The organism is Pseudaminobacter sp. Soil_N_29, from assembly GCF_057656055.1.
Genome location: NZ_JBDGLC010000005.1, coordinates 267895 through 291521 on the forward strand (window position 1 = coordinate 267895; position 23627 = coordinate 291521).

Genomic DNA, 23627 nt, shown 5'->3' on the forward strand with positions numbered 1-23627 from the left:
CAATTGTGCCTATTAAGTAACCGCATGGAAACTTACGCAGTGGGCGTCTCCTGATCACTGGAAAGCGCTCTCTGGGTGGCGGATGAACGCTGACGTTGCCCCTTTAACTTAATCCGGATTGAAGTTCGTTCTGGCCCAAAGAAAGGACCAGAACATGAAACGCAGCCGCTTCTCGGATGAGCAGATCATCGGGATTTTGAAGGAACACGAGGCCGGGGTCTCGGTCGCGGATTTGTGCCGCAAGCACGGCGTGAGCGATGCCTCGATCTACAAATGGAAGACCAAATTCGGCGGCATGGACGTGTCCGAGGCGAAGCGGCTGAAGAGCCTGGAGGATGAGAACGCACGCCTGAAGCGGCTTCATCGACTATCCTGGCCAGTCACTGAGTCTTTTATGATATTTCCCACCACGGAAGAGACACGATCTCGCCAGTCTCCAGCACGGTAGCCGAAATCGTTGGCGAAGCGCTCTGAATTCAGCTCAGAATTCGCCGGTCTCAAGGCCATGGCCACCCACTGATCACTGCCTATTGGCTCGACATCGGCGATCGGGCCACCCACTGCCTTGCTAATCTCAAGGATTTGCCTTGCCAACTCATACCAGCTCGCCCTGCCCTGCCCGGCAAGGTGATACAGACCTTGCGGGAAGCCTTGGTGGTCGCGCCGGAAGCGTGCTGCCGCCAGCAAACCGTCAGCTAGATCGTGCGCTGCAGTGGGGTTCCCGAATTGGTCCGCGACCACCTGAAGCCTCTTCCGCGTTTGCGCCGCCGACAAAATGGTCTTGGCGAAATTTCGACCATATTGGCTGAAGACCCATGCCGTTCGAACAACCAGATGATCCGGGTTCTGCGAGCGGACTGCCAGTTCGCCCGCGAGCTTGCTGCACCCGTAGACTGTTCGTGGATTGGGCCAATCCGACTCGACATACGGTTCACCAGATTTGCCATCGAACACGTAGTCAGTCGAAACCTGGATGATGGGAATAGCCGCCATTCGAGTCAGTCGCGCCAATTCGGCGGGGGCTTCGGCGTTTATCCTGAATGCTCGCTGAGGCTCATCTTCCTGCTGATCAACTCCGGTATGCGCGGCTGCATTAATGACCATATGAGGCGCGACAGACTTCAGCACCGGGGCGAACGTCAAAGGATTCTCAAGATCCAACTCCGGCCGGCCGGCGAGCACGATTTCGATGCCTCGGCCCTGCGCCCGGACCGCCAGTGAACGAGCCAACTGCCCATTCTTTCCGGTGACGAGGATTTTCATCCGGCACTCGCCAGTCCCAGACGAGTCCCGTCGAACAGCTGCTCGCGGATTGGTCTCCACCACCAGCTATTGTCCAGAAACCAGTCGACCGTGCGGGCGAGTCCCGTTTCAAAGGTTTCAAGCGGGCGCCACCCCAATTCGCGCTCGCTCTTGGCCGGGTCGATAGCATAACGCCGGTCGTGCCCCGGTCGGTCGGCGACGAAAGTTATAAGATCCGTATATGAACCTCCTCCCTTTCGCGGGCGCCTTGCGTCGAGTAGGGCGCAAATGGTTCGGACCACCTCAAGATTGGTCCGCTCCGCCCGGCCGCCGATATTGTAACTTTCGCCGTCCCGCCCCTTGCTCATTACCGCTTCAAGCGCGCGAGCGTGGTCCTCGACGTACAGCCAATCGCGCACATTGGCGCCCCGGCCGTACACGGGCAGAGGACGCTCATCGAGAGCGTTTGTGATCGTGAGCGGTATAAGCTTTTCCGGATAATGAAACGGGCCGTAGTTGTTCGAGCAGTTCGAGATGACGACGGGCAGTCCATAGGTTTCGTGCCATGCGCGGACAAAATGGTCCGACGCCGCCTTCGACGCAGAATAGGGCGAGGACGGCTTGTAAGGGGTCTGCTCGGTAAAGACACCGGAATCGAAGGGCAGGTCTCCGAATACTTCGTCCGTGGAAACATGGTGGAAGCGGAAGCCCATGCGGGCGTCATCATCAAGCTTGCGCCAATGATCGGCCGCGGCGGAAAGCATGCTCACCGTTCCCGCGACATTGGTGTTCACGAAAGCCATGGGCCCGTCGATGGACCTGTCGACATGGCTTTCAGCCGCCAAATGCATGATCCGGTCTACCTTTTCGGCAGCCAGTATCCGCCTCACGGACTTGGTGTCGCAAATATCTGCGCGGTGAAAGACATAGTTCGGATGCCCCTCGATGTCGCGTAGCGATGTGAGACTGCCGGCATAGGTCAGCTTGTCGAGATTGACGACGCGATAGCGTTCGGTGCGGATCAGATGGCGGCAGACGGCAGAGCCAATGAAACCCGCACCGCCCGTAACGAGGACTGTTGGCAAGGCGTGCTTCACTGGTAAACAAATCCGGTTTCCAGATCAGCCAGGAACGGCGCGGCTTCATCCTTGGCGGAGAGAACCATGTCCGTCACCGGGACTGGCCAGTCTATCGCGATATCGGGATCATCGAAGCGGATGGACCTGTCATGAGGAGCCGAATAGGGGGCCGAGACCTTGTAGACGACCTCGGTATCGGGCTCGAGCGTGACAAAGCCGTGCGCAAAGCCCTTTGGCACCAGCATCTGGTTCCAGTGCCGGCTTGAAAGCGTGACCGCGACCCATTTCCCGAATGCCGGCGAGCCCCTGCGAATATCGACTGCGACATCGTACACGGAGCCGCGAAGAACGCGCACGAGTTTGTCCTGCGCAAACGGCGGCATCTGAAAATGCAGGCCTCGCATTACGCCTCGCGTGCGCGAAAACGAGTGATTGTCCTGCACGAAATCGATCGAGATGCCGGCTTTTGCAAGTTTCGCAGCATTCCAGGTTTCCGAGAAGAAGCCTCGCGCATCATCGAACTTTGGAGGGCGAATCTCAAAAACACCTTCCAACCCAAGGCTCAGCACATCAACCATGGGCGAGCTCCCGAACCCGGCGCTCAAGATAGCGTGCATAATCGGTCTTGCCTAAGGAGGCGGCTCTCGCCAGCACTTCGGCTTCGCTCAACCAGCCCAGTTCGAAGCCGATCTCTTCGGGGCACATGATCTTGATGCCTTGCCGAAGCTCTATCGTGCGAACGAATGACGACGCATCGTGCAAGCTGTCGTGCGTCCCCGTGTCCAGCCAGGCGTAGCCTCGGCCAAGCCGCGTAACCTGCAGCTTGCCCTGGTCGAGATAGGCTCTGTTGACATCCGTGATCTCGCGCTCGCCTCTTGCCGAAGGCCTGACTGACGAAGCGATCTCGACGACCGAGTTGTCATAGAAATAGAGCCCGGTGACGGCCCAGTTCGAACGTGGTTGAGCCGGCTTTTCTTCGATAGAGAGCGCCCGCTGGGTTTCGCGGTCGAAATGGACCACGCCATAGCGCTGCGGATCCTCGACCTGATAGGCGAAGACGGAGGCCCCGCTGGTTCGCCTCACCGCTGCCCGACAGTGCTGTGAAAGGCCATCGCCATAAAAGATGTTGTCGCCCAGTATGAGCGCCACTGGATCATCGCCGATAAATTCACTTCCGATGATGAAGGCTTCGGCCAATCCGTTCGGCGTAGGCTGCTCGGCATAAGACAGCGCAATGCCGAACGCGGAACCATCGCCTAAAAGACGCTGAAACTGCGGCAGATCCTGCGGCGTTGAGATGACAAGTATCTCTCGTATGCCCGCCAGCATCAAGACGCTCAGCGGATAGTAGATCATCGGCTTGTCGTAGATCGGCAGTATCTGCTTCGATACTGCGAGTGTAGCGGGGTAAAGCCTTGTCCCACTACCGCCGGCTAGAATTATACCCTTCACGGAGGGCTCCTTCCCCTGCTTTGCTTCTTGCTCGGCCCATCATCAGCATAGACTGTGATTTTGGACCGGGTACTTTGATGTGGCATGGACGCTAAGCGAGCCCATGCATCCCGGGTACTGCTCAAGGAATTCCGTCCGGATCGTGTCGGCGATGCGCGCGTCGAGTTCCTGCAGGCGCCGAGCAGGCCCGGCATTGCCTGTTTGAAGGGCTATGGCCTCGACAAGCATCTCGCGCGCGGTCGCCAACTCTCCATCGCGGATGTGTCGGTTGGCCCGGTGGTAGAGGAAGTTGGCCCGCTGCACGGACGAAAAGCCATTGCCAAGGCGCGTGTAGAGCCGGTCGGCCCAGGCGGGATGGCGAGCGATCGCGGTGAGTGCAACCTGGTAGGCCCGCATGGGGTCTCCAACGCGAACCGCGCGGGCGAGCGTGCAGAGGCCTGGCAAGTCGTCTGCGCGGCAGGCCTCGATAAGCGCCAGCCCGCGCGCGGTTCCGGCGAAAGCCCGGACAGTGCCGTGACCGGTCATGTGCACCGGGACGAGCCGTGTCCCCTGCTGCAGCACCGCGATCCGCTCCGCGTGCTCGCGATCGACGGCATGGAACGGATCATGGAAGACATAGGCGCGGCCGGCCGCGTGCTCGGGCGCGATCTCCATGTCTTCATGAAGCGAGGGCGTGAAGTGGCTCTTGAAGCGGCCATCGAAGGGGACCGTCCTGGGATCGATGGAGATCTGCGGACAGAAGGCGATTGCGACATCGGCATCAAGGGCCCGACGATAGCGGAGTGCCGCGTAGCCACCCTGGGAGTGGCCGTAGAGGATGCGTTCGGATGCCATCCGCAGGATCGGCGCTGCCGCGATACTGGCCTTCGCCATGCTCGCCGCCGGGAACCAGTTTGGACGCCGGCTGATGAAACCGACGGCGGTGATGTCCGCCTTTTCGCAAAACCGCTGCCCCCAGAAGCGGCTGCCGTTTGCCTGCATCTCCATTTCGTTGAAGGTTGCCAGAACATAGGTAGACGATCCCGGCCTATGAAACACCTCTAGGTTTTCGTCGGAATAGATCAGCAAGTTCAACTCCCGAATATTGGAAATACTTCGGCAATACTGGTTGCCACTTCACTATATTTTCCGTCTGCGGGAAGAGTGCCTCGCTCAAGGCAACACTGCCCCCGCCTACTCGGTTCCGGCCGGCGTGACGGCGAGCGCTCCGGCAGGACTTAACCGGCCGCAACGCCATAGGCTGTATGACTGCTCGGTGTCCCAATCGTAGTAGAAGGCTGCCGTCAGCCGCCCTTCATCCATCAGTTGCTGGAAGACGGCGCGCACGCTGCGCACTGCGTCTTCCCGCTTCCGGTCGTCGACGGGGCAGCCGCGTGCCGTGTTCGCTATCCCCCATTCCGTGACCCAGCAGGGCCGGCCCGCATTGTCCGCCTGGCAGAAGTCGAGGACACCCTTCACCCGGTCGGCGAGGGCTGAAGCGCGTTTCTGTCCCGGATAGACGTGGATGCCATAGGCATCGACCAGGCTGTCGATGCCCCGTTTGCGCAGCAGCGCAATGACCTCGCCCGGATCGAGGCGCTCCATGCCTCGCCCGTCGGCCCAGTCGGCACTCAGGTCGGACAGGCCGGCCGACACGATGGCGGCGTCGCTGCTGTGAACGGTGCGCCGCACCTCCTCGCGGGTGATCTTCAGGGCCTCCACATACTTGTCGAGGCCTTGCTCGAAGGCCGCCCTGTCCGCCAGCTCGGCGATGCTGCGCGGGGTCCGTTCGCCAGGCTGGCGATAGACAAGGAGGTCGCCGTTGTAGGCGCTGAAGTTGATCTCGTTTCCGGGCTCGATCGCCTCCAGCCGAATGCCCAGGGCATCGATCCGGCGCAGCGCATCGCGCAATCCCATGCGGTACCGGTCGAGATCGAGTTCCGAGAGCCGGTGGACATCCCAGATACGGCCGAAGCCGGTACGGGGACGAGCCGTCCCGGGAAAGTAGCTCTTGTTCGTAAGCTGGACCTCGAGCAGGATCCGGATGCCCAGCCGGCTTGCGATCTCGAGGCCCTCGATGCTCTTGTCGACCGGCCGCGACAGCGAAAGACGGGCGTGCGTGATGCCGTTCGCCGCCATCTCCCCGAGCACCCTGTCCTGGTCGCTTCGCGGCAGCCAGGCGAGGTTCAGGCGGTTGATCCCGATGCGGGCGGCCGTGACCTCAGCGGCATGAGCGAGCGGCGCCTGGGCGAGACCCAAAAGCGCCAGCAGAAGGCCAGGCAGAAGCCTGCCTGGCCTTGTCATCCTGCCGCTGGAACTAGAGGCCGACATGGTTGAGTGCGCTGCGGAAGTTGGCTTCGCAGGCCGAGTACCGGTCGGTGACGGCTTGCGTATCGATCTTGGAAAGGAAGTTGGCGAGATAGGCCTTCTTGTCGGCCTCGCGGTTCCACGTCGCCGCTTCCATGTAAGGGAAGCCGACGAATTCCAGCATTTCCCGCATGCGGTCATCGACGGCGATCATGAGTGCCGGCACGCCGGCCTGCATGCCGATGATGCAGCCGTGGAACCGGCGGCCGAAGCAGAGTTCGCGGGAGGCGATCCAGCTTCGCCACTGGTTCGTGTCGAAGAAGACCACCAGCTCATGGTCCCTCTGCCACTTTTCGGAATGCTTGTAGGAGGTCGCCCCGGTGATGCGGCCGCTGGCCTTGTCATAGACAGGCGCATGATCGTCGGCGGTCAAGGACAGGTTGTAGGCGATCACCTCGTCTTGCACGACATAGCTTGCGACGCTCGTCGGCTTCAGAAGCGCATGGGCGTCAACAATCGTATCGGCAACGCTGCCGAGATAGCCGCCGAAGGCGATCTTCTGCGCGTGCGCCAGCTCGGGGTTGGCGAGGGCGGCGAGGGAGCGCTGCATCCCCGCCGGGTTGAAATAGAGCGACGGACAGCCGGTCGGCTTCACGAACTTCATGCCCTGTTCCCTCAGGAACTCGGCAGTGAAATAGCCGCGGGTCAGGAAGAAGCTCTCCTTGCGCCTCAGGACATCGAGGAACTTGAGGGTGCCGGCAGGCAGGTTCTCCCTGAGGCCTTCCTTGCGCTGGATACCTATGCCCATGACCACGACCGGCATCTTCAGCTTCTCGAACACTTCCGCTTCCAGGTCGGCGGAGTAGCCGGGCCGCAGCAGGTTGGCCGAGGCGAAGACGCAGACGTCGAACTCCTGGTTCAGGCGCTCGTAGACGTCCTCCGAACCGCAGCTGCGGGCGAGGTGCCAGAACGGCACGTAAGTGACGTCATGCGACTTCAGGCTGTAGGCCGCGCCCTCCCCGATCAGGTAGTTGCCGGTATTGGCTATCTTCCTGACCTGCTCGATCAGTTCGGCCTTGGTGCGGATGTCGTCGAAATAGGGCCTGTGGCGAACCTCCGTACCGGATACGCTCGCCACGGTTCGCTGCAGATAGGATGGGATGCCCGTAAGCAGGATGCGCATGATGTTCCTTGAAATTGTGCCTGAGACCTTGGGGGCTGGCGAGCGGCTACTGCCCGATGCCGATCTCGCGTAGTGCCGTGCGGAAGTTCCGCTCGCGATCGGAGTAGCGGTCGACCAGTTCGGACGCGTTGAGGCCGGCCAGATGATCGGCGACGAACTCGGCCCGGTTCTCGGCCTTGTCGAGGTCGGTCGCGTCGACAGCCGGCAAGCCGGTGAAGCCCAGCATCTCGCGCATGCGGTCGTCCACCGCGACCATGAGGCTCGGCACTCCCGCCTGCATGGCAATGATCGAGCCGTGGAAACGCCGCCCGAAATTGAAGTCCATCGACGAGGCCCAGGCGCGCCACTGGTTCGTGTCGAAGAAGGTGCGCACTTCGAACGGGTTCTTGAGCCGCTCGGTGCCCGGATAGGCGACGTCGCCGATCATCGTTCCGGAGGCTGAGTCATAGACGCGCCCTTCGGCATTCGGCTCCACCCGCATGTCGAAGTGCAGGAACTCGTCCTGGACGACATATTGGGGCACTGAATCCTGTGGGTTCAGGGCATTGGCGTCGAGAATCGCATCCTGGTTGCCGCCGAGATAGCCGGAGAAGATGGTCCGCGCCTTGCCGACCTGTACAGTGGGCAGCTTCTTCAGCGCCCGGCGCATGTTGTCCGGCATGAAATACACCGACGGGCAGCCGGTCGGCTGCACGGACGAAAAGCCCTGGTCCTTGAGGAAGCCGCTGGTCTCGAAACCGCGCGTCAGGAAATAGTGCTCGCGCTCCTTGAGGATGCCCAAGAGCCGCTTCGTGCCCTCCGGCAGCGCATTTTCGAGATCCTTGCGGTTCTGCTGACCGATGCCAAGCATGACGATCGGCATCTTGAGCTTGCCCAGCACATCGGCTTCCGCATCGGCGGAGAGCCCCTTGCGCAACAGGTTTGCGCAGGTGAAGACGCAGATGTCGAAGTTGGAATTGAACTGCTCGAACCCATCCCCGTTGCGGCTGCAATTGTAGAGATGCCAGAAGGGGATCTGCTGTGCGTGCGGCGCAAGCGCACGCAAGGCCCCCTCGCCGATCAGATAATTGCCGGTATTGCTGATGTTTCGCAGTTCCTGGAGGAACTCGTCCTTCGTCTCGGGTTGCTTCTGCCGTTCCGAATAGGAGACGGCCAATCCGTTGGCGCCGTTCGCAAGACGCGCGTAGTGGCCAGGAATGCCCGTCACGAGGATCCTTGGACGCATACAACTAGACCTTTCTGCTTGCTAGAACTGGTGGAAGCCCTTCAGCCGGCCGCCGCGACCTCTGCGTCGGACGCCTCGCGCCGGCGCATAACCGCGGCACGCGACAGCGATGAATTGCTCACCGCGCCGTCGCACCAGCCGAGGAATTCCGAAAACGAGCTCGTCCACGAGCGGCGCGCCGCCGAGTCGAGGCAGCCTTCCATGAGCGGAGCGAGCTTGCGGCGATCGCGGGCGACCTCTTCGATGACACCGGCCATCTGCCGCACCACCTGGGAATCGACCTCAGCATCGATGAGGATGCCGTCTTCGCCATGGGTGATGAGTTCGCCCACGGCGCCGACGCCGGTGGCGATGGGAACGCAGCCGAGTTGCTGCGCTTCTGCGATCATCAATGGAGCGCCTTCCCAGCGCGAGGGCATGACCAGCACGTCCGCCCAGCCCAACGCCTTGATCAGTTCCTTGCTGGCAAAGACCGGGGGGTGCACGTCGACGCCGAGGTCCTTCAGCTGCTCCGTCCAGGAAACGGCGGAATCGGCAAGGATCTCGCCTCCGATCGCCCGTATGTCGACGGGGACGTGCCCGGCGTGCAGCTCGGCGATTGTCGCGGCCAGGCGGTCGATGCCCTTCTGCTGGTCGAACCGTCCCATATAGAGGAGCCGCAGCCGGTCGTCCTTCCGCTCCATCCTCCGTGCGGACAGCACTTCGGCAAGCGCCTTGGGGGGCACCGTAAAACTCGCGCCATTGGGCACGGCGAAGACCTTTTCGAGGGGGACACCGAAACTGCGCAGGTAGATCTTGAGCTGCTCCGAGCACGTCAGGAACGCGTCGTAGCAATGCTCATGGGCAATTGCCGCGAAAGGTTGGCCGGCCGGCCGTTTGAACGAGGTGTTGTCGACGACGTGGAGATAGCAGGCCGTGCGTGCGCCCTCCGAGCGCAGCCGTGCAATCAGCGGATGGACCGACATCACGTGGTTGTTGATGATAAGGTCGAAGCCCGAGAGCTGCCCCTTCAGCGCGCCCCAGTCGGCCTCGTGGTGCTCGGCGATGAAGTCCTGGCCGAGAAACTGGCCCGAGCCTCCCCAGGCCGGAATACCCTCGCTCCAGAAATGGATGTGATCGAAGCTCGCGTCGAACTCGTCGATGACGTCCATACGCTGCGTGCCGAGCACGAAGAGGTGGGTCTCGAACCCGGCCCTCTTCAGCTCGCGCGCGGCCGCATAGATCACCTTCTCGGCGCCGCCGAACGAAGCATTGGGCACGAGCAGGGCCGCCGTGCGCTTGCCGTCGCTGTGGGCAAGCGGCAGGACGGGCGAGCCGCCGATCTCCGTCCGCAGCGACTTGTACAGATCCGCGAAGGGCACAAGACGCGCCGGTCGCCACGTCCAGCGCCCGCCCGCAGTCCGGCGCAGCGGGCTCGTGGCAATGGCGTTGATGCAATTTATCATCACCTGCTGGGGCGTGATCAGCGACCGCCGCGGCAGAGTCCTCGGGAATGGGAACCGCACCTTCAGTATGGCCGAAGTGGGCCAGATCTGCTCGTTGCCGATCGAGGCGAACCAGTCCAGGGCATTGTTCTGGATCACCTCGCGAACAAGCGACGTCGGAATGAAGATGAGGTCTGCCGACGCGGCTTGCGATGCCCCCGACTCCAGCAACACCGGTTCGATCTTGCGCTGCGTCGCGTCGTTGCCGAGCTGGACGAAAACGATATTCGCCTTCTCGCTCAGGCGCTCCAGGTGGCAAAGCACGTTGGGCAGCATGCGCGACCGCCGCAGGAGGTCGAGCGTCGCGCCGCTGCCCGCCATCAGGAAAGGCGGGAAGTGGACATTGTCCGGCTCGCCGATGCTGGCCCAGAAATCCGGGATGATGTCATCGAGCCGAAGCATCTTCGGCGGCTTGGTGGGGTCGGTGAAGAACGAGATGGCGGCATCTTCGGTCCGCGCGAAGAGATAGCGCGGGCACTCCTCGTGCTCGAACTCGACAAGCATCGGACGCTGGAACAACGCCTTGTGGCGCTTCCTGAGGAAGCTGACCGAAGTGGCGCGTTCGCGATTGGCTTCCTTGAAGCGGCTTTCCGCCCGCAGCCGATATTCGAAGGTCGTGTCGTGCGATGGGACGCCGACGAAGCCGTGCTCGATGCAGGAAAGCCAGAACTCCCAGTCCTCGAACCCGTTCTGCCGGTCGTCGTTGAAGCGCACGCCAGCCCGGAAGACGTCGATGGAGATCATCGAGCCGGTGTCGCAGATGTTGTCGGTGATGCAGTGGACAAGCCGCGAATAGCGGTTGCCGTAGTGCGCGCGCCAGTTCACCGAGAAGGTGTCGATATTGGTGTAGACCCAGCCGCAGCCGCTCGAGAGAAGCTGCTGGTACAGGGTTTCGATGGTGCCCGGCAGGACCCTGTTGTCGGCATCGAGCAGATAGACTGCCTTGGCCTCCGGCAGGTTTTCGAGCACGTAGTCGATCGCGCGATTGCGCGCCCCGCCCGGTCCGGCATTCGGGCCGAACACCACATGCAGGTCAGGATGCCTGGCGGCATAGAGCAGCAGCAGGTCGAAAGCCTCGTGCCGCGGGTCGCCGTCGACGGACACGACAATGGCGATCCTGCAGTTGGAAGCCGTCGAAGCAAGGACGGATTCCAGCGCTTCCAGGGCAAGCGCCGCATGGCCGTATAGCGGCATCGCCACCGCGATCAGATCGTCTTTACTGGCGGACATTGGCCGCCTCCCCCGACTGCTTGACCAGCCGGAAGCCCGACACCTTGAGCCAGGAAAAATCGACGGAATCGGTGACGGCACGGCTCAGGATCATGAGATCCATGGGCGCGCGCACCGGCTCGTCCATCTGGATATTGATGCTGATGGCCCGATCGGGGCCGACCTCGCGCCAGCCGCTGAAGAAGGCCGACGGTTTTGCCGAGCCCGAGCGCACCAACTCCGCCACCTCGGACCGTGCGTTGGAATTGGCCGGGGCGAGCAGGAAACTGACAGCCGCCGGAGCTCCTTCCGGATGGTCGATCACGGCGCTCGCCGAGAACGAAATGGTTCCGGGCTCGACTGCGCGGCTGACGGCGCCGGCGGAAATTCCGCTCTGCAGCGGATGACACACCACCGCGTGCTCGTGCTCGAGGAAGCGGACGGTCTGGAACTCGGGCACGACCGGCGAGACCGAAACATCGACGATTCGGCTCAGCAGGTCCGGCGCCAGGCGGTAGTCTTCGATGAACTGGCCGTCGAGCAACTCGGTGGGCGCGATCATGTTGGGCATTCGGGTTGGCTTGACGCCGGGCAGTCCCGTAAACACGCGGAATGCCAGCGGCCTGAGATCCAGGTCGGGATGCGAGACTTCCGACCGCGCCGTGTAGCGCTCGCTGGCAATCGGGAAGCCGAGCGACAGCCCCACCGTCTCGGGACCCGTGGTCGACACCCGCAGCCGCAATGTCTTCGCCCCAGATCCGCAAGCCCGCGGCAGCGAGAAGAAATTCCAGTTCGAGACGAGCTTTGAAGCGGGGACGCTCCACTCGGCGACGCCCTCGCGACTCTCGACATAGCTCAGCGTGACGACGAGCACGGCGCCGTCCTTCGGCACCGAATTGAGATGGAGGGCGACGCCGGCCACGCCCCGGCTGGAGACCGGCAGAAGCTGCTCGACATAGGCGCTCGACAGCAACTGGCCGATACCCTCGTCCTTTGGGTCGACATGGGGATCGTGCCCGAACACTTCCGCCACCGGCTCCCAGTTGTGCGTCTGAAACGCGTCTTCGAGCGCGCGGTAGTTTTCGAACAGCACTTCGCGCTCCCGGCGAAGCATGGCCAGTTCCGAGGTCATCGAGGTGGCGAACCGGGACAGCCGCCCCAGGCCGCCCTCGGCCAGCGTACGAATGAGCGCGCACATCTCGGCGCCGTTTCGCGCATCGAGCCGCTGGACGGGGACTTCCGGCACCGTGGCAAGTCGCCGGAGCGAGACGAGAGAATCCCTCAAATCAGCTTCAGCTTCCTCCGAAAAGGCGACGCCAATGAGAGGAAAGCTGTTCTTCAGGACCGGTTGCGAACGTGCGCCGTCGCCAACAAATACTACCAGATGTTCAATTCCGGCCTTTTCAATATTGGCCCGATCGAGATCTGAAGCGGCAATCAGCTTTATACTTGTCGTCGACTGCTTCCCGCCAGAAGACATCAACATTTTCACGCAAATCCTTGAAACAGCATTACACGTTTGAAACTATTAGTTGGCAATCGATCGCGATAATGCCTTGGAAATCACTCCAATGGACACGTATCAATAAATATATCGCGAGACAACAACAAAAGCGCGGAAATAAATTCCGCCAAGTATACTTAAAAACTTGAAGTAATATTCGCGCAATCTGCGCTTGGCCGGCGGGAATTCAAGCCGCGCCCATCATTCTTCCGATCAGGGCAGTCTGGCTTGCGATGCACTCGTCCAGCCCGAAGCGCTGCTCGATCGTCCGACGTGCGGCGATCCGCATTTCGGCGAAGCTGTCCGGGCTCTTCAAGGCTTCCAGGATGGACTCGGCAAGAGCATCCGCGTCGAAGAACGGCACCAGGATGCCGTTGCGGCCCGAGCAGATGACTTCCCGGACGGGAGCAGTGTCGGAGGCGATGACGAGAGCGCCGCAGGCCATCGCCTCCAGGACCGACCAGGAAAGGACGAAAGGGTAGGTCAAATAGACGTGAGCCGCGGAAATCTGGAAAAGCTGACGCAAGACCGGGTGTGGGACCGCGCCGGGGAAAAGCACCCTGTCTCTTGGGAGATCCAGTGAAGCGAGAAGGTGCTCCTTCCACGTCCCCCCGCCAGGTGGTGGCGTTCCATAGCTCACGCCGTCCCCGCCAACAAAGACGAACAAGGCGTCGGGATGTTTCCGGATGACCTTGGATGCAGCCTCCAGCGCCTGCGGGAAGCCGCGGTAGGGCTCCAGGTCGCGTGCGACAAAGGTGACGATGGGAGGATCGCCGGCCTTGAGCACGCGTCCGTCTGGAAGCTTCAAGGAAGCCGCCGTATCCGGGCGGAAGCGTCGCGTGTCTATCCCCTCGTGGCACACGGCAATGCGCGCTCGCGCATCGGCCGGATAAAGGCTCCTTTGCCACTGGGTCGGGCTGATGCCGCCCTCCAGCGCCTCCAGCGAAATGAGCTGCGCCATATTGCGAAGCCTTAGCCGCTTGCGTGTCTCCAGATCAGGCTGATCGTCGGGGGCAAATCCGACATCTGCCCCCTCGGCCTGGTAGAAGAATTCGCAATAGCCGAGCGCAGGCACACGCGGCAGCACGTCCTTCACGAACATCATGCTGCCCCAGCCGATATGGCCGATGACGATGTCCGGGCTCTGGCCCTGGCCCGCCATCGCGTCGAACGTCTCGGCGACTCGGTGCCCGATCCGGACATGGTGGTCGGGTATGCCCAGATGGCGGGCCATCAGCGGATGCACCCGCGGACCCGCCTCCGTCCGATGCCGCACGACACGAACCGAGGGGATCCGCTGGTCCACGGCCTCGGTTACAAGGCTCACCTCGTTCCCCGCCTGCGCCAGATGGGCGGCCAGGGCGGCGAACTGGCCGTAACCGCGCCGGTGCACGAATGCTACATGCATGCCTGGCAAGCCCGCGACAAGGAGCCGCCCTTGAGGCGCACGTCAGACGCCGTAGCGTGCGGCATTGGCCCACATCAGCTCGAGCCGGTGCAGCGCGTGGAAAGCGGTTGCGAGATCCCGCAGGTCCTGCTCCACGCAAAAGCTGCGCTCAAATGCCTTCGCCGCGTCCCGCAGGTCGGCACAGAGCTGCCTGCCCCTCTCGGTCAGCCTGATTCGGGCCGAGCGCCTGTCGCGCTGGGAGGTGACGCGCTCGATGTAGTCGCCATCGGTCAGTTGCTTCAGGTAGTACGAGATGTTCGAGCCCACATAGTTGCCGCGATCGAGCAGTTCGCCGACCGAGACCTCGGTATCGCCAATGGCCAACAGAACCATAACCTGGGCCGGCCCGATGTCGTCGACGCCCCGCCGCGTAAGCTCCGCGCCTATCAGGCCTGAGAAGCGCCGGCTGGACCGCTCGAGCAGACGAGCCAGGTCGAAACATGACACCTGCGGGCCATCGCTGTTCTCGTCCCGGCGCGGATCGTCAGGGGCGACATGCAGCCTATCGCCCCCGTTCCGTAGTAGTACTGCATCTTCCAAACCCATGGACGGGTGGAGAAGTCCTTGTGTCATCCCTCTCTCCATTTCAGTAATTTACTTCAAAATTTGAAGTAAAATTCAATAACGCCCCACCCATAATTCCCGCTCTTGAGAATGCCATCATTGTTGTGTCACACTGACGACAGCGATACTGCAATATGTTCTGCATGCTACGCGGATAACACCCTCAAATCACTAAACACGGTTGCCCCAGGCCAAATCGCCCATGCTTGATACTGTTCGAAAAAACCCAGTTGGCAAGGGCCAAAATGGGTCGGCTGCCGCCCAAAATGGGGCGCTCAATCCGAGGTTGCTCGTTTTGCAGGCAAGGCGTGTGTTTGCCGTGACGCTCCTTTATGCAGCCTTGCTGAGTGCCTGTATCAACCTGCTGCAGCTGACGATGCCCCTGTTCATGCTGCAGGTATACGACCGGGTGCTGAACAGCCAGAGCATAGATTCCCTCGTCATGCTAACGATCCTGGCGGTCGGCGCCCTGGTGGTCTACGGCGTACTCGATTTCATCCGTGCCCTTTCGTTCCAGGCCATGGGCAGCGCCGTGACGCGGGGGCTGAACCTGCCGCTTCTGACGGCCGCGGTTCAGGCCTCCGTCAACCAGGGGGTTTCCCGGGCAACGCAATCCCTGCGGGACCTGATGGAACTGCGCAGTTTCCTCACCTCACCAGCCGTCAGCGCCCCTCTCGATGCCGCCTGGTCGCCGATCTTCCTGGGCGCCCTGTTTTTGCTGCACCCCTTGTTCGGCGTAGTCGGCGCGATTTCGGTGGCACTGCTTCTGTGCTGCGGTGTCGTTACAGACCTGCTCACGCGCCAGCTCATGAAAGAGGCAAGCCAGGCCAACATCGAATCAGTGTCGAAAATCGCTGCGTCACTACGCCACGCGGAGGCGATCGAGGCGATGGGCATGCTGCCGGCGCTGGCGCACCGGTGGCGCGGCGCACAGATGCATTCGCTGGAAGCGCTTGAAAGCAGCGGCAGCAGGAGCAGGGCGATGTCATCAATCACCCGCGTGCTCCGCTACATCATCCAGGCGGTTACGCTCGCAGCCGGCGTCCTGCTCGTGCTGGAACAGGAAGTCACCCCCGGCACCATAATGGCGGCAAACATCCTTGTCGGCCGGCTGCTCGTGCCCTTCGATTCCATCATCGAGAACTGGCGGCAATGGGTTCTGGCGATCGCCGGCTGGCGCCGGCTCGAGGCGACCCTGAACGAGGATCTGGCGGTGCGCCAGGCCATGCCGACGGCGCATGCGCACGGCGACCTCGTCGTCGACAAGCTGGTCTACGCGGCACCGGGCATGGACGTGCCGATCATCAAGGGCATATCCTTTTCCCTTTCCCCCGGCGAAGTGCTGGGCCTGGTCGGCCCCTCCGCGGCGGGCAAATCGACATTGGCGCGGCTGCTCGTCGGCGTCCTCAAGCCCACGTCGGGCGGCATCTTCCTGGACGGCAACAATGTCTATCTCTGGGAACGCGGCTCCTTCGGCCGCGTGGCCGGCTATCTTCCGCAATCGGTTTCGCTGCTTGAAGGGACGATCCGGGACAACATCTCGCGGATGGAAGACGGCGATCCGCACAGGGTGCTCGAGGCCGCACGGCTGGCGGATGTCCACGACATGATCGGCCGCCTCCCCCTGGGCTACGACACGCCGGTCGGCGACGGCCGCCTGACGCTTTCGGGCGGACAGAAGCAGCGCATCGCACTGGCCCGCTGCCTCTACGACCGTCCCCGCCTGATCGTGCTGGACGAGCCGAACGCCAATCTCGATGCCGTAGGCGAGCGTGCGCTCGTCCGCGCGGTCGAAAAGGCCCGAGACGACGGCGCCATTGTCGTGATGATCGCCCATAGGCCGACAATCATGGAGGTCGCGGACAAGCTGCTGGTCCTGGAAAACGGGCGCATCACCCAATTCGGGGAACGCACGGACGTGGTGGCTTCGATGGCGTCCGCTCAATCGTCGCGCGAGGTTGTGGCATCATGATGCGCAAGTCGATTCCGTCGGCACGGACCGAGGTTCAGCCTGCCCGCAGGCCCGATGTCCCGGACCACCACCCGCGGGCGCCACGACTTGCAACCGCCGAGGAGTTGGAGATGGCCGAGGGCAGAGGCCGTTCGCCGCTCCGGCGCCTTGTCGTAGCGGGGTTCACGACAATCATGGTGTCGTTCGGCGGATTTCTCGGCTGGGCGTTCTTCGCCGACCTCAGCAGCGCCTCGGTAGCCAGCGGCACGGTCGTTGTCGATTCGAAGCGCAAGACGGTGAGCCATTTCGAGGGCGGCGTCCTGAGCCGCGTATTGGTGCAGGAGGGCTATCAGGTCGCCGCCGGACAGCCTCTGATAAAACTCGAGGACACGCGGGCCCGCGCCGACCTCCAAGGCCTGGAAAGCCGGCGTATCGGCCTGATTGCCAAGCTGGCGCGACTAAGGGCGGAGCAGGCCGGCACCGAGGCGATAAGCTTTCCCGACGAATTCCGCGGCGGCGGCGACGCTGCGATCCATGACGCCATGGCGGCTGAACATGCATTCTTCGAAAAGCGCCGCGAGTCCAAGACCGGGCGCAGCGGCATCCAGCGGACGACGATCGAGGAATTTGCCGAGCGGTCGAAGTTCCTGACGATTCAGATCGACGCCGTCGACCGGCAGATCAGCCTCGTCAATGAACAGAGAACTGCCATCGCAACCTTGGTGGAAAAAGGCTTTGCCCAGCGCGCCAAGCTCATAGAGATTGACTCAAGGCTCAGCCAACTCGCGGCCTCGCGCGGCGAGCTTGCCGGCCAAAGAGCACAAGCTGTGAAAGCCAAGGCAGGCGCCGAACTTGCGCTGACGGGAATCGAACGCGACTTTCAGTCGGAAATCGCCGGCGAGATCACCACAGCCCGCCTCGAGCTCGCAGATGCCGAGGAGAGGATCGTCGCCGCGAAGGATGTATTGCGCCGCCTCGAGATCCGCTCCCCCCAGGCTGGCATCGTCACCAACATCCGCGTGCGCACGCCGGGAAGTGCCGTGACGCCCGGCGAACCGCTGCTCGACATCGTGCCAGAAAGCGAGCCGCTCCTCATCGAGATGCATGTCAGCACGCGCGATATCGACAGCGTCGCGGTCGGCTCGCAGGCGCAGATCAGGCTGACGGCATACAACCAGCGCTCGCACCTGCCCGTGGCCGGCAAGGTTATCTATGTGGCTGCCGACCAGTCGGTCGATGAAAAATCGAATGTTGCCTACTTCGTCGCGCGAGCCCAGGTCGACCCGGACTCGCTGGCCGCGAATCCGGATATGCGCCTCTATCCCGGCATGCCGGCGGAAGTGCTGATCGTGCACAAGCCGCGCCGGGCGATCGACTACCTGGTTTCTCCTATGGCCGACAGCTTCAATCGCGCATTCAGGGAAGACTAGCCCCGCCTCTCCGCAAGTTAGGTTTGCGGGGGGCACCAGCCAATCCACCCCTGCTTATGAGCCTGCCGGCAGCCCGGCACGCGGGCTGGCGGCGCGTGGCCGCTCAACGAACGCGCCCGGAATTTAGTTTGAATTTTGAAGTGCTTTGCGTGCAATTCACAATTATAGTCTTTGTATTGTTTCTATGCTTTCTTTTTATATTAGATGCATTTACTTCTATGGTGCAATCTTTTATCAAAAAACATCATTTAATGCTTTTGAACGTGTTGCACTTATCTTCTTTGCACTGCACAATGGTCTCGCGTAATCCTCGGATCCCACCGACGATGCACGCATTCAAACGGCGAAGAGGAAAAGCAAATGGCCACATTGGAAGGCGGCGCATATGACGACGTCCTGTTTGGCACTCGCTTTGACGACATCATTCGCGGCCTCGGCGGCGATGATCTCATCAAAGGAGACAACGGGAACGACATCATTTTCGGGAACGGCGGCGACGACGTGCTGTTCGGCGACAATGGAAACGACATTCTGTTCGGCGGCGACGGCAATGACATCCTATATGGTGGAAATGGCGACGACATCCTGAACGGTGGGCCCGGCGACGACCTCCTCTTTGGCGGAAACGGCGACGACATCCTGACCGGTGGTGCCGGAAACGACATCCTCTATGGCGGAAACGGCAAGGACATCCTGATCGGCGGTGCCGGCGACGACATACTTTACGGCGAAAACGGCGACGACATCCTGATCGGGGGCGCCGGAAACGACATCCTGATGGGCGGCAAGGGTAGCGACTTCCTGTTCGGCGGCGACGGAAACGACATCCTCAATGGCGGCGCGGGCGACGACATCCTGGTCGGCGGCAAGGGCAGTGACCTGTTTGTCTTCGAAGGCGGCGGCGGCAACGATGTCATCCTCGATTTCACCCCCGGCGAAGACATGCTGCAGATAGCGAAGAACATCAACGGCCTCGACATTTCCTCCCCGGAAGATCTGGCTGCGCGGATCATCAAAGTCGGCGGCAATGTCGTGATCGATCTCGGTCATGGCGACACCCTGACGTTGATCAACGTCGACGCCAAAGACATGCAGGCTCATCCGGACCAATATTTCACGGTTCATTGAGCCTGAGACGGCGCGCCCCGCTCTCCCCCCTCCCCCACCCCGCGGGGCGCGCCGTATCCCCTCCAGACGATCCAAAGGACCAACGCGTGACGTCCGACCGTTCGAAGGTCGCCGGCGGCGGTTCCAGCTTTGCGCAGGCCTTCCAGCTTTGCTCGGAGGTGGCTGTCGTGGTCTGGGACATGCCCCCGCAGCTACCAACCCTGGGCAAATTCACCCTGGCCATGCAATCCCAGCCGGTGCCTCTTGTCAGCATGACCCTTCCGCGGGCCGATGGCGGGCAGTGCGTGCTGTGGGCAGTGAAGCCGGGAAGCGAGGCGGAAGTCGCGCAGATTGCCGCGGCGGACGGAAACACGCTGCAGGCATTCGCGCTCCAACCGACCGCACGGCTGCCGCTCCTCGACGTGGAGGCCCTGCTGGGCAACCTCTCGCCCGAGGGCCGCGTCAAGTTCCTGAACAATCTTCTGACCGTATGGCGCAGTGCGTTCCGGCTGTCCCGCGACGAGCTTTTTAGCAGCGTCGTCGAGGATGCCGTCTACACCCTTGTGCCGGCGCCGCGACTTGCCAATTCCGTCTGCCAGATCGCTCCGCGACGCTATCTCGTCGAGACCGACATCAGTCCTGAGCTGGGCGAGATCAGCGGCATCTATGCCATCGGCGCCAGTTCCGTTCTGCCGCTGTCCCCGCAATTTGTCATCGGCAACAGTTCGGAGCGGGGTTGGCAGTCCTGCCATTTCATTCTCGACTCGCCGCAGCCTGCCCGGCCGCTTCACATCATGTTCCTGGGCAAAAGGGGCATCGCAGTCCGGAACCTGCCGAACTGCAATCCGCGCTACCCCGGTCTTCAGAAATGGTGGGCTGAGCAGCGCGGCGACTCTGGCCTGCGCGAGTTCGTCGTGCGGCAACTGTCAAACCTGCCCGGTGGTGGCCCGGCATCTGCAATCGACCTCCAGCTGCGGGCTCCGCTTCCGGCCCGGCGGGTCGCCAGCTCGCAGACGCATGCCGCTGCCGAGATCGACCTCGCCCTCTCGTTGCAAGGCGGCCTGCTCGCCGGTGGCTGGACCAAGGATCCGACCTTCACCCTTGCCGGCATCGACTATCTCAGGGAGGACGGCACGGTCCTGCCGCTCGACGGCAACTGGTACGAGTTCCCGGCCTGGGGCCGGGACGCGAGGACCAAAGCAAAGACCGACGTGACCGGCTTCATCGCCTGGCTTCCGCTGGACGAGCCGCTTGGCCCACTGCTCCAGCCTCGCTTCCAGATGCGGCTCGCCTCGGGTGCGGTGAAACCGCTCGTACCGAAGCCGCAGCCCTTCGAGCCAGTAGCGCAGCGCAACCGCATCCTGCGCGCCGTACCCCCACAGCATGCCGTGGATGAAGCGTTCCGGACCATTCTTGCCCCGGCCCTCGAGTGTGCCGAACGTGAATTGGGCAAGACAATAGGGGTCGACCACACGAAGGACTATGGCCAGCCTCGAAAGGCGCCGCTCGTCTCGATCGTGGTGCCTCTCTATCGGGTCCTCGACTTCCTCCGTTTTCAACTGTCCTGCATGGCCACCGATCCCTGGCTGGCGGAAAATGCCGAGATCATATTTGTCCTGGATTCCCCCGAGATCGAGGACGAGACGAAGCACATGCTGGGCGGGCTTCACATCCTGCACGGCCTGCCGATGAAGCTCGTCGTGATGAACCGCAATGGCGGCTATGCCCGGGCCTGCAACGCGGGCGCGCGCTTTGCGCGCGGCACGGTTCTCGTGATGCTCAACTCCGACGTCGTGCCGCGTGAACCGGGCTGGCTCCAGCTACTGGCGCGACCGCTTGTCGAACAACGCAAACTCGGTGCCATCGGCCCCAAGCTGATTTTCGAGGACGGCTCGCTGCAGCATGCCGGGCTCTATTTCGGCCGCGACCAGCGCGGCATCTGGCTCAACCACCATTTCTACAAAGGGATGCCGGGACGCTATCCGCCGGCGCAGGTCGCCCGCAACGTTCCTGGCGTCACGGGCGCATGCCTTGTGACGCGCAGGGAAACTTACGAGCGGGTCGGCGGATATACGGAGGACTATGTCATAGGCGACTACGAAGACAGCGACCTCTGCCTCAAGATCCGGCGGCTGGGTCTGCAGATCGCCTATGAACCGGCGGCCTGCCTCTATCATTTCGAGCGCCGGTCGATCCGCCAAAGCCAGGACTACATGCGCGGCGTCGCCAGCCAATACAACGCCTGGCTGCACACCCGGCGCTGGGAGGACGACATCGCCGCGCTGATGCCTGCCTATTGCGACGGCGCAAACGGGGCAGGCGTCCCCATCGAAATCCAAGCGAGGGAAAGGAACGCCGCATGAGCGAAGCGGTTCTCCGCCATGAAATCGGGCCGGCAGCGACGGTCCAGGAGGATCGCGTGGGCTGGCTGATGGAGGCGGTCCTGCGCAACCGCTTTCTGCCGCAGCCGGATGCGGGCAGCGTGTTCGTCGGGGACGGAGATTTCCGGGCCGTCGGCGCGGAGTTTCTGGGCCATTTCATCCGCCTGGGCGGCCTGCGGCCGGAACACCGCGTGCTCGACATCGGCTGCGGCATTGGCCGCATGGCCGTTCCGCTCACCCAGTATCTGGATGTGGAGAAGGGACGCTACAGCGGGTTCGACCCGGTCGAGGGCGGCATCGCCTGGTGCCGGCGTTTCATCACCCCCGTCTATCCCAACTTTACGTTCCAGCGGCTCGACATTGCGCACAAGCTCTACAACCCCCAAGGCAAGATCAGCGGCGAGGCGCTGAAACTCCCCTACGCCGAGCGGCAATTCGATTTCGTGATCATGACCTCCGTCGTCACGCACCTGCCGCCCGACGAGGTTCTCGTTCACCTGAGCGAGGTCGCCAGTCTGCTCAAACCGGGCGGGCGCTTGTTCATGACCGCCTTTGTGGTCGACGGCATCGCTGCCGAGAACACATCCGGCAGGCGCGATCCCAGGCTTGGCTTCGTGCGCGATGGCGACGGGCCCTGCTGGTTTGTTCCCGACATGCCGCCGCTCGCCGCCGTCGGGTTCGACGACGGCTTCCTGGATCAGGCCCTGGAAAGGGCCGGGCTGGTGATCGCACTCAAATCCTTCGGCCACTGGCGCGGCCAGGACGCGGACCACTACCAGGACCTCTATGTGGCCGAATGCCGGGGAGCCCAGCGGTAAGCATGCGCATCCTTGTAGCGGCGCACAACCATCCGGCCCTCCATCCTGGCGGTACCGAGATCTTCGCGCACGACCTTTTCCGCGCCTACCAGCGCGCCGGCCACGAAGCGCTCTTCCTCGGCGCGACGAACCAGATCCATCGCGACGTCCGACCAGGCACGAGCTTCCAGGGGCTCGGCGATGCGGCAGACGAAGTGCTGCTGTGGTCCGGCCACTTCGACCGTTTCTACATGAGCCAGGTCGACCTCTACGGGGTCGTCCCGGACCTGGTGGAGCTGCTGTCCGACTTTCGGCCGGACGTAGTGCATATCCATCACCTGCTGCTGATCGGCGCCGAGTTCCCGCATATCGTCCGGCGAACGCTGCCGGATTGCCGCATCGTCATGACGCTCCATGATTACTATCCGATCTGCCACCATGACGGCCTGATGGTCCGCACCAGCGGCAAGGAGCTCTGCCACGCCGCGAGCCCGGACCGCTGCCACGCCTGCTTCAAGGACATCCCTCTCGATCGTTTTGCGTTGCGGGAGCGCCATCTGAAGGCTCTGCTGAGCACGGTTGACCACTTCGTCGCGCCGAGCCGGTTCCTGCGGCAGCGCTTCGTCGACTGGGAGCTTGCCGAGGACGCCATAAGCGTGATCCCCAACGGCCTTCCGCGTCGGCCGACGCCCGCGGTCGCGCCAGGCGGCGCCGGACGTCCGACAGTGTTTGGATATTTTGGCAATCTCAATCCCTGGAAGGGCGCGACGGTTCTGCTCGAGGCCGCCAGGCTGCTCATCGCCGAAGGGCTCGAGTTCGAATTGCGCGTCCACGGCGGAACACCGTTCCAAAGCGACGCCTTTGTCGCCGAGATCGACCGCCTTTTCAGCGACACCGCGCCGACGGTGCAGAGGCGCGGGCCCTATCGGCGCGAGGACGTCGCCGAGCTCGTTGCCGACGTCGACTGCACGATTGTGCCGTCGATTTGGTGGGAGAATGCCCCGCTCGTCATCCAGGAGGCCCAGGCACAAGGGCGGCCCGTCATCGCCAGCAACATCGGCGGCATGGCCGAACTGGTCGACGATGGGGTCAATGGCCTGGGGGTTTCCCCCAACGATCCGCGCGCGCTCGCCTCGGCGATGCGCCGCATCGCTGAAGAGCCGGAACTGCGGCGTCGGCTTTCCAGCAACGCACGCCGGCCCGACGACATCGACACGACCGCTCGGCGCTACCTCGAATTGATCGAGGCGATCGAGCCCGCACGTCGTGTCCAAGCAGCATGAGGA

Annotated in this window: 18 protein-coding genes and 1 pseudogene; 7 read left to right on the forward strand and 12 right to left on the reverse strand. The window is 62.6% G+C overall.

Going from position 1 to position 23627, the window contains the following annotated elements; genetic code table 11:
• Positions 1–154 precede the first annotated feature (154 nt).
• Positions 155–361: pseudogene (locus AC3A4H_RS14040) on the forward strand (transposase); the annotation flags it as partial.
• On the opposite strand, the gene rfbD reads toward AC3A4H_RS14040, so the two are convergent.
• The 12 genes from rfbD to AC3A4H_RS14100 all read right to left on the reverse strand — a co-directional run bounded on the left by rfbD (position 361) and on the right by AC3A4H_RS14100 (position 14684).
• Positions 361–1263 (reverse strand): dTDP-4-dehydrorhamnose reductase, encoded by a 903-nt coding sequence (gene rfbD / locus AC3A4H_RS14045; protein ID WP_487767216.1) that lies wholly within the window; start codon positions 1261–1263, stop codon positions 361–363. The pseudogene AC3A4H_RS14040 and the gene rfbD sit on opposite strands and share 1 nt — an antisense overlap.
• Entirely contained in the window at positions 1260–2339 is a 1080-nt protein-coding gene (gene rfbB, locus AC3A4H_RS14050; protein WP_487767217.1) for a dTDP-glucose 4,6-dehydratase, read from the reverse strand. Before rfbB ends, rfbD begins: the two co-directional genes overlap by 4 nt.
• Entirely contained in the window at positions 2336–2899 is a 564-nt protein-coding gene (rfbC, locus tag AC3A4H_RS14055; RefSeq protein ID WP_487767218.1) for a dTDP-4-dehydrorhamnose 3,5-epimerase, read from the reverse strand. The genes rfbB and rfbC overlap by 4 nt, the downstream gene beginning before the upstream one ends.
• Positions 2892–3773: a glucose-1-phosphate thymidylyltransferase RfbA gene (gene rfbA, locus AC3A4H_RS14060; RefSeq protein WP_487767219.1), complete on the reverse strand. Its 882-nt coding sequence runs from the start codon at positions 3771–3773 to the stop codon at positions 2892–2894. The genes rfbC and rfbA overlap by 8 nt, the downstream gene beginning before the upstream one ends.
• A 42-nt stretch (positions 3774–3815) precedes the next feature.
• Positions 3816–4841, reverse strand: a complete 1026-nt coding sequence (locus tag AC3A4H_RS14065) for a hypothetical protein (RefSeq protein ID WP_487767220.1) — start codon at positions 4839–4841, stop codon at positions 3816–3818.
• 105 nt (positions 4842–4946) lie between these two features.
• Positions 4947–6083, reverse strand: coding sequence for a glycoside hydrolase (locus AC3A4H_RS14070; RefSeq protein ID WP_487767221.1), 1137 nt, complete (start codon positions 6081–6083; stop codon positions 4947–4949).
• Positions 6070–7242: a polysaccharide pyruvyl transferase family protein gene (locus tag AC3A4H_RS14075; RefSeq protein ID WP_487767222.1), complete on the reverse strand. Its 1173-nt coding sequence runs from the start codon at positions 7240–7242 to the stop codon at positions 6070–6072. Before AC3A4H_RS14075 ends, AC3A4H_RS14070 begins: the two co-directional genes overlap by 14 nt.
• A gap of 46 nt (positions 7243–7288) precedes the next feature.
• Positions 7289–8467: a polysaccharide pyruvyl transferase family protein gene (locus AC3A4H_RS14080; protein WP_487767223.1), complete on the reverse strand. Its 1179-nt coding sequence runs from the start codon at positions 8465–8467 to the stop codon at positions 7289–7291.
• 41 nt (positions 8468–8508) lie between these two features.
• Positions 8509–11181, reverse strand: a complete 2673-nt coding sequence (locus AC3A4H_RS14085) for a glycosyltransferase (protein WP_487767224.1) — start codon at positions 11179–11181, stop codon at positions 8509–8511.
• Complete coding sequence (locus AC3A4H_RS14090) at positions 11168–12640, reverse strand: DUF6212 domain-containing protein (protein ID WP_487767225.1); 1473 nt, start codon at positions 12638–12640, stop codon at positions 11168–11170. Before AC3A4H_RS14090 ends, AC3A4H_RS14085 begins: the two co-directional genes overlap by 14 nt.
• A 211-nt stretch (positions 12641–12851) precedes the next feature.
• Entirely contained in the window at positions 12852–14072 is a 1221-nt protein-coding gene (locus tag AC3A4H_RS14095) for a glycosyltransferase family 4 protein (protein WP_487767226.1), read from the reverse strand.
• A gap of 42 nt (positions 14073–14114) precedes the next feature.
• Entirely contained in the window at positions 14115–14684 is a 570-nt protein-coding gene (locus AC3A4H_RS14100; RefSeq protein ID WP_487767227.1) for a MarR family transcriptional regulator, read from the reverse strand.
• A gap of 193 nt (positions 14685–14877) precedes the next feature.
• Between AC3A4H_RS14100 and AC3A4H_RS14105 the strand changes: the two genes are divergently transcribed.
• From AC3A4H_RS14105 to AC3A4H_RS14130, 6 genes are all read left to right on the forward strand, one after another.
• Positions 14878–16647 (forward strand): type I secretion system permease/ATPase, encoded by a 1770-nt coding sequence (locus tag AC3A4H_RS14105; protein WP_487767228.1) that lies wholly within the window; start codon positions 14878–14880, stop codon positions 16645–16647.
• A 110-nt stretch (positions 16648–16757) separates the two neighbouring features.
• Entirely contained in the window at positions 16758–18056 is a 1299-nt protein-coding gene (locus tag AC3A4H_RS14110) for an HlyD family type I secretion periplasmic adaptor subunit (RefSeq protein ID WP_487767229.1), read from the forward strand.
• A gap of 360 nt (positions 18057–18416) precedes the next feature.
• Complete coding sequence (locus AC3A4H_RS14115) at positions 18417–19184, forward strand: calcium-binding protein (protein WP_348780159.1); 768 nt, start codon at positions 18417–18419, stop codon at positions 19182–19184.
• 86 nt (positions 19185–19270) lie between these two features.
• Positions 19271–21526, forward strand: a complete 2256-nt coding sequence (locus AC3A4H_RS14120) for a glycosyltransferase family 2 protein (RefSeq protein WP_487767230.1) — start codon at positions 19271–19273, stop codon at positions 21524–21526.
• Complete coding sequence (locus AC3A4H_RS14125; RefSeq protein WP_487767231.1) at positions 21523–22362, forward strand: class I SAM-dependent methyltransferase; 840 nt, start codon at positions 21523–21525, stop codon at positions 22360–22362. The genes AC3A4H_RS14120 and AC3A4H_RS14125 overlap by 4 nt, the downstream gene beginning before the upstream one ends.
• Positions 22363–22364: 2 nt before the next feature.
• The gene (locus AC3A4H_RS14130) at positions 22365–23624 is read left to right on the forward strand and encodes a glycosyltransferase family 4 protein (protein WP_487767232.1); all 1260 of its coding nucleotides are present in this window, start codon (positions 22365–22367) and stop codon (positions 23622–23624) included.
• Positions 23625–23627: the final 3 nt, after the last annotated feature.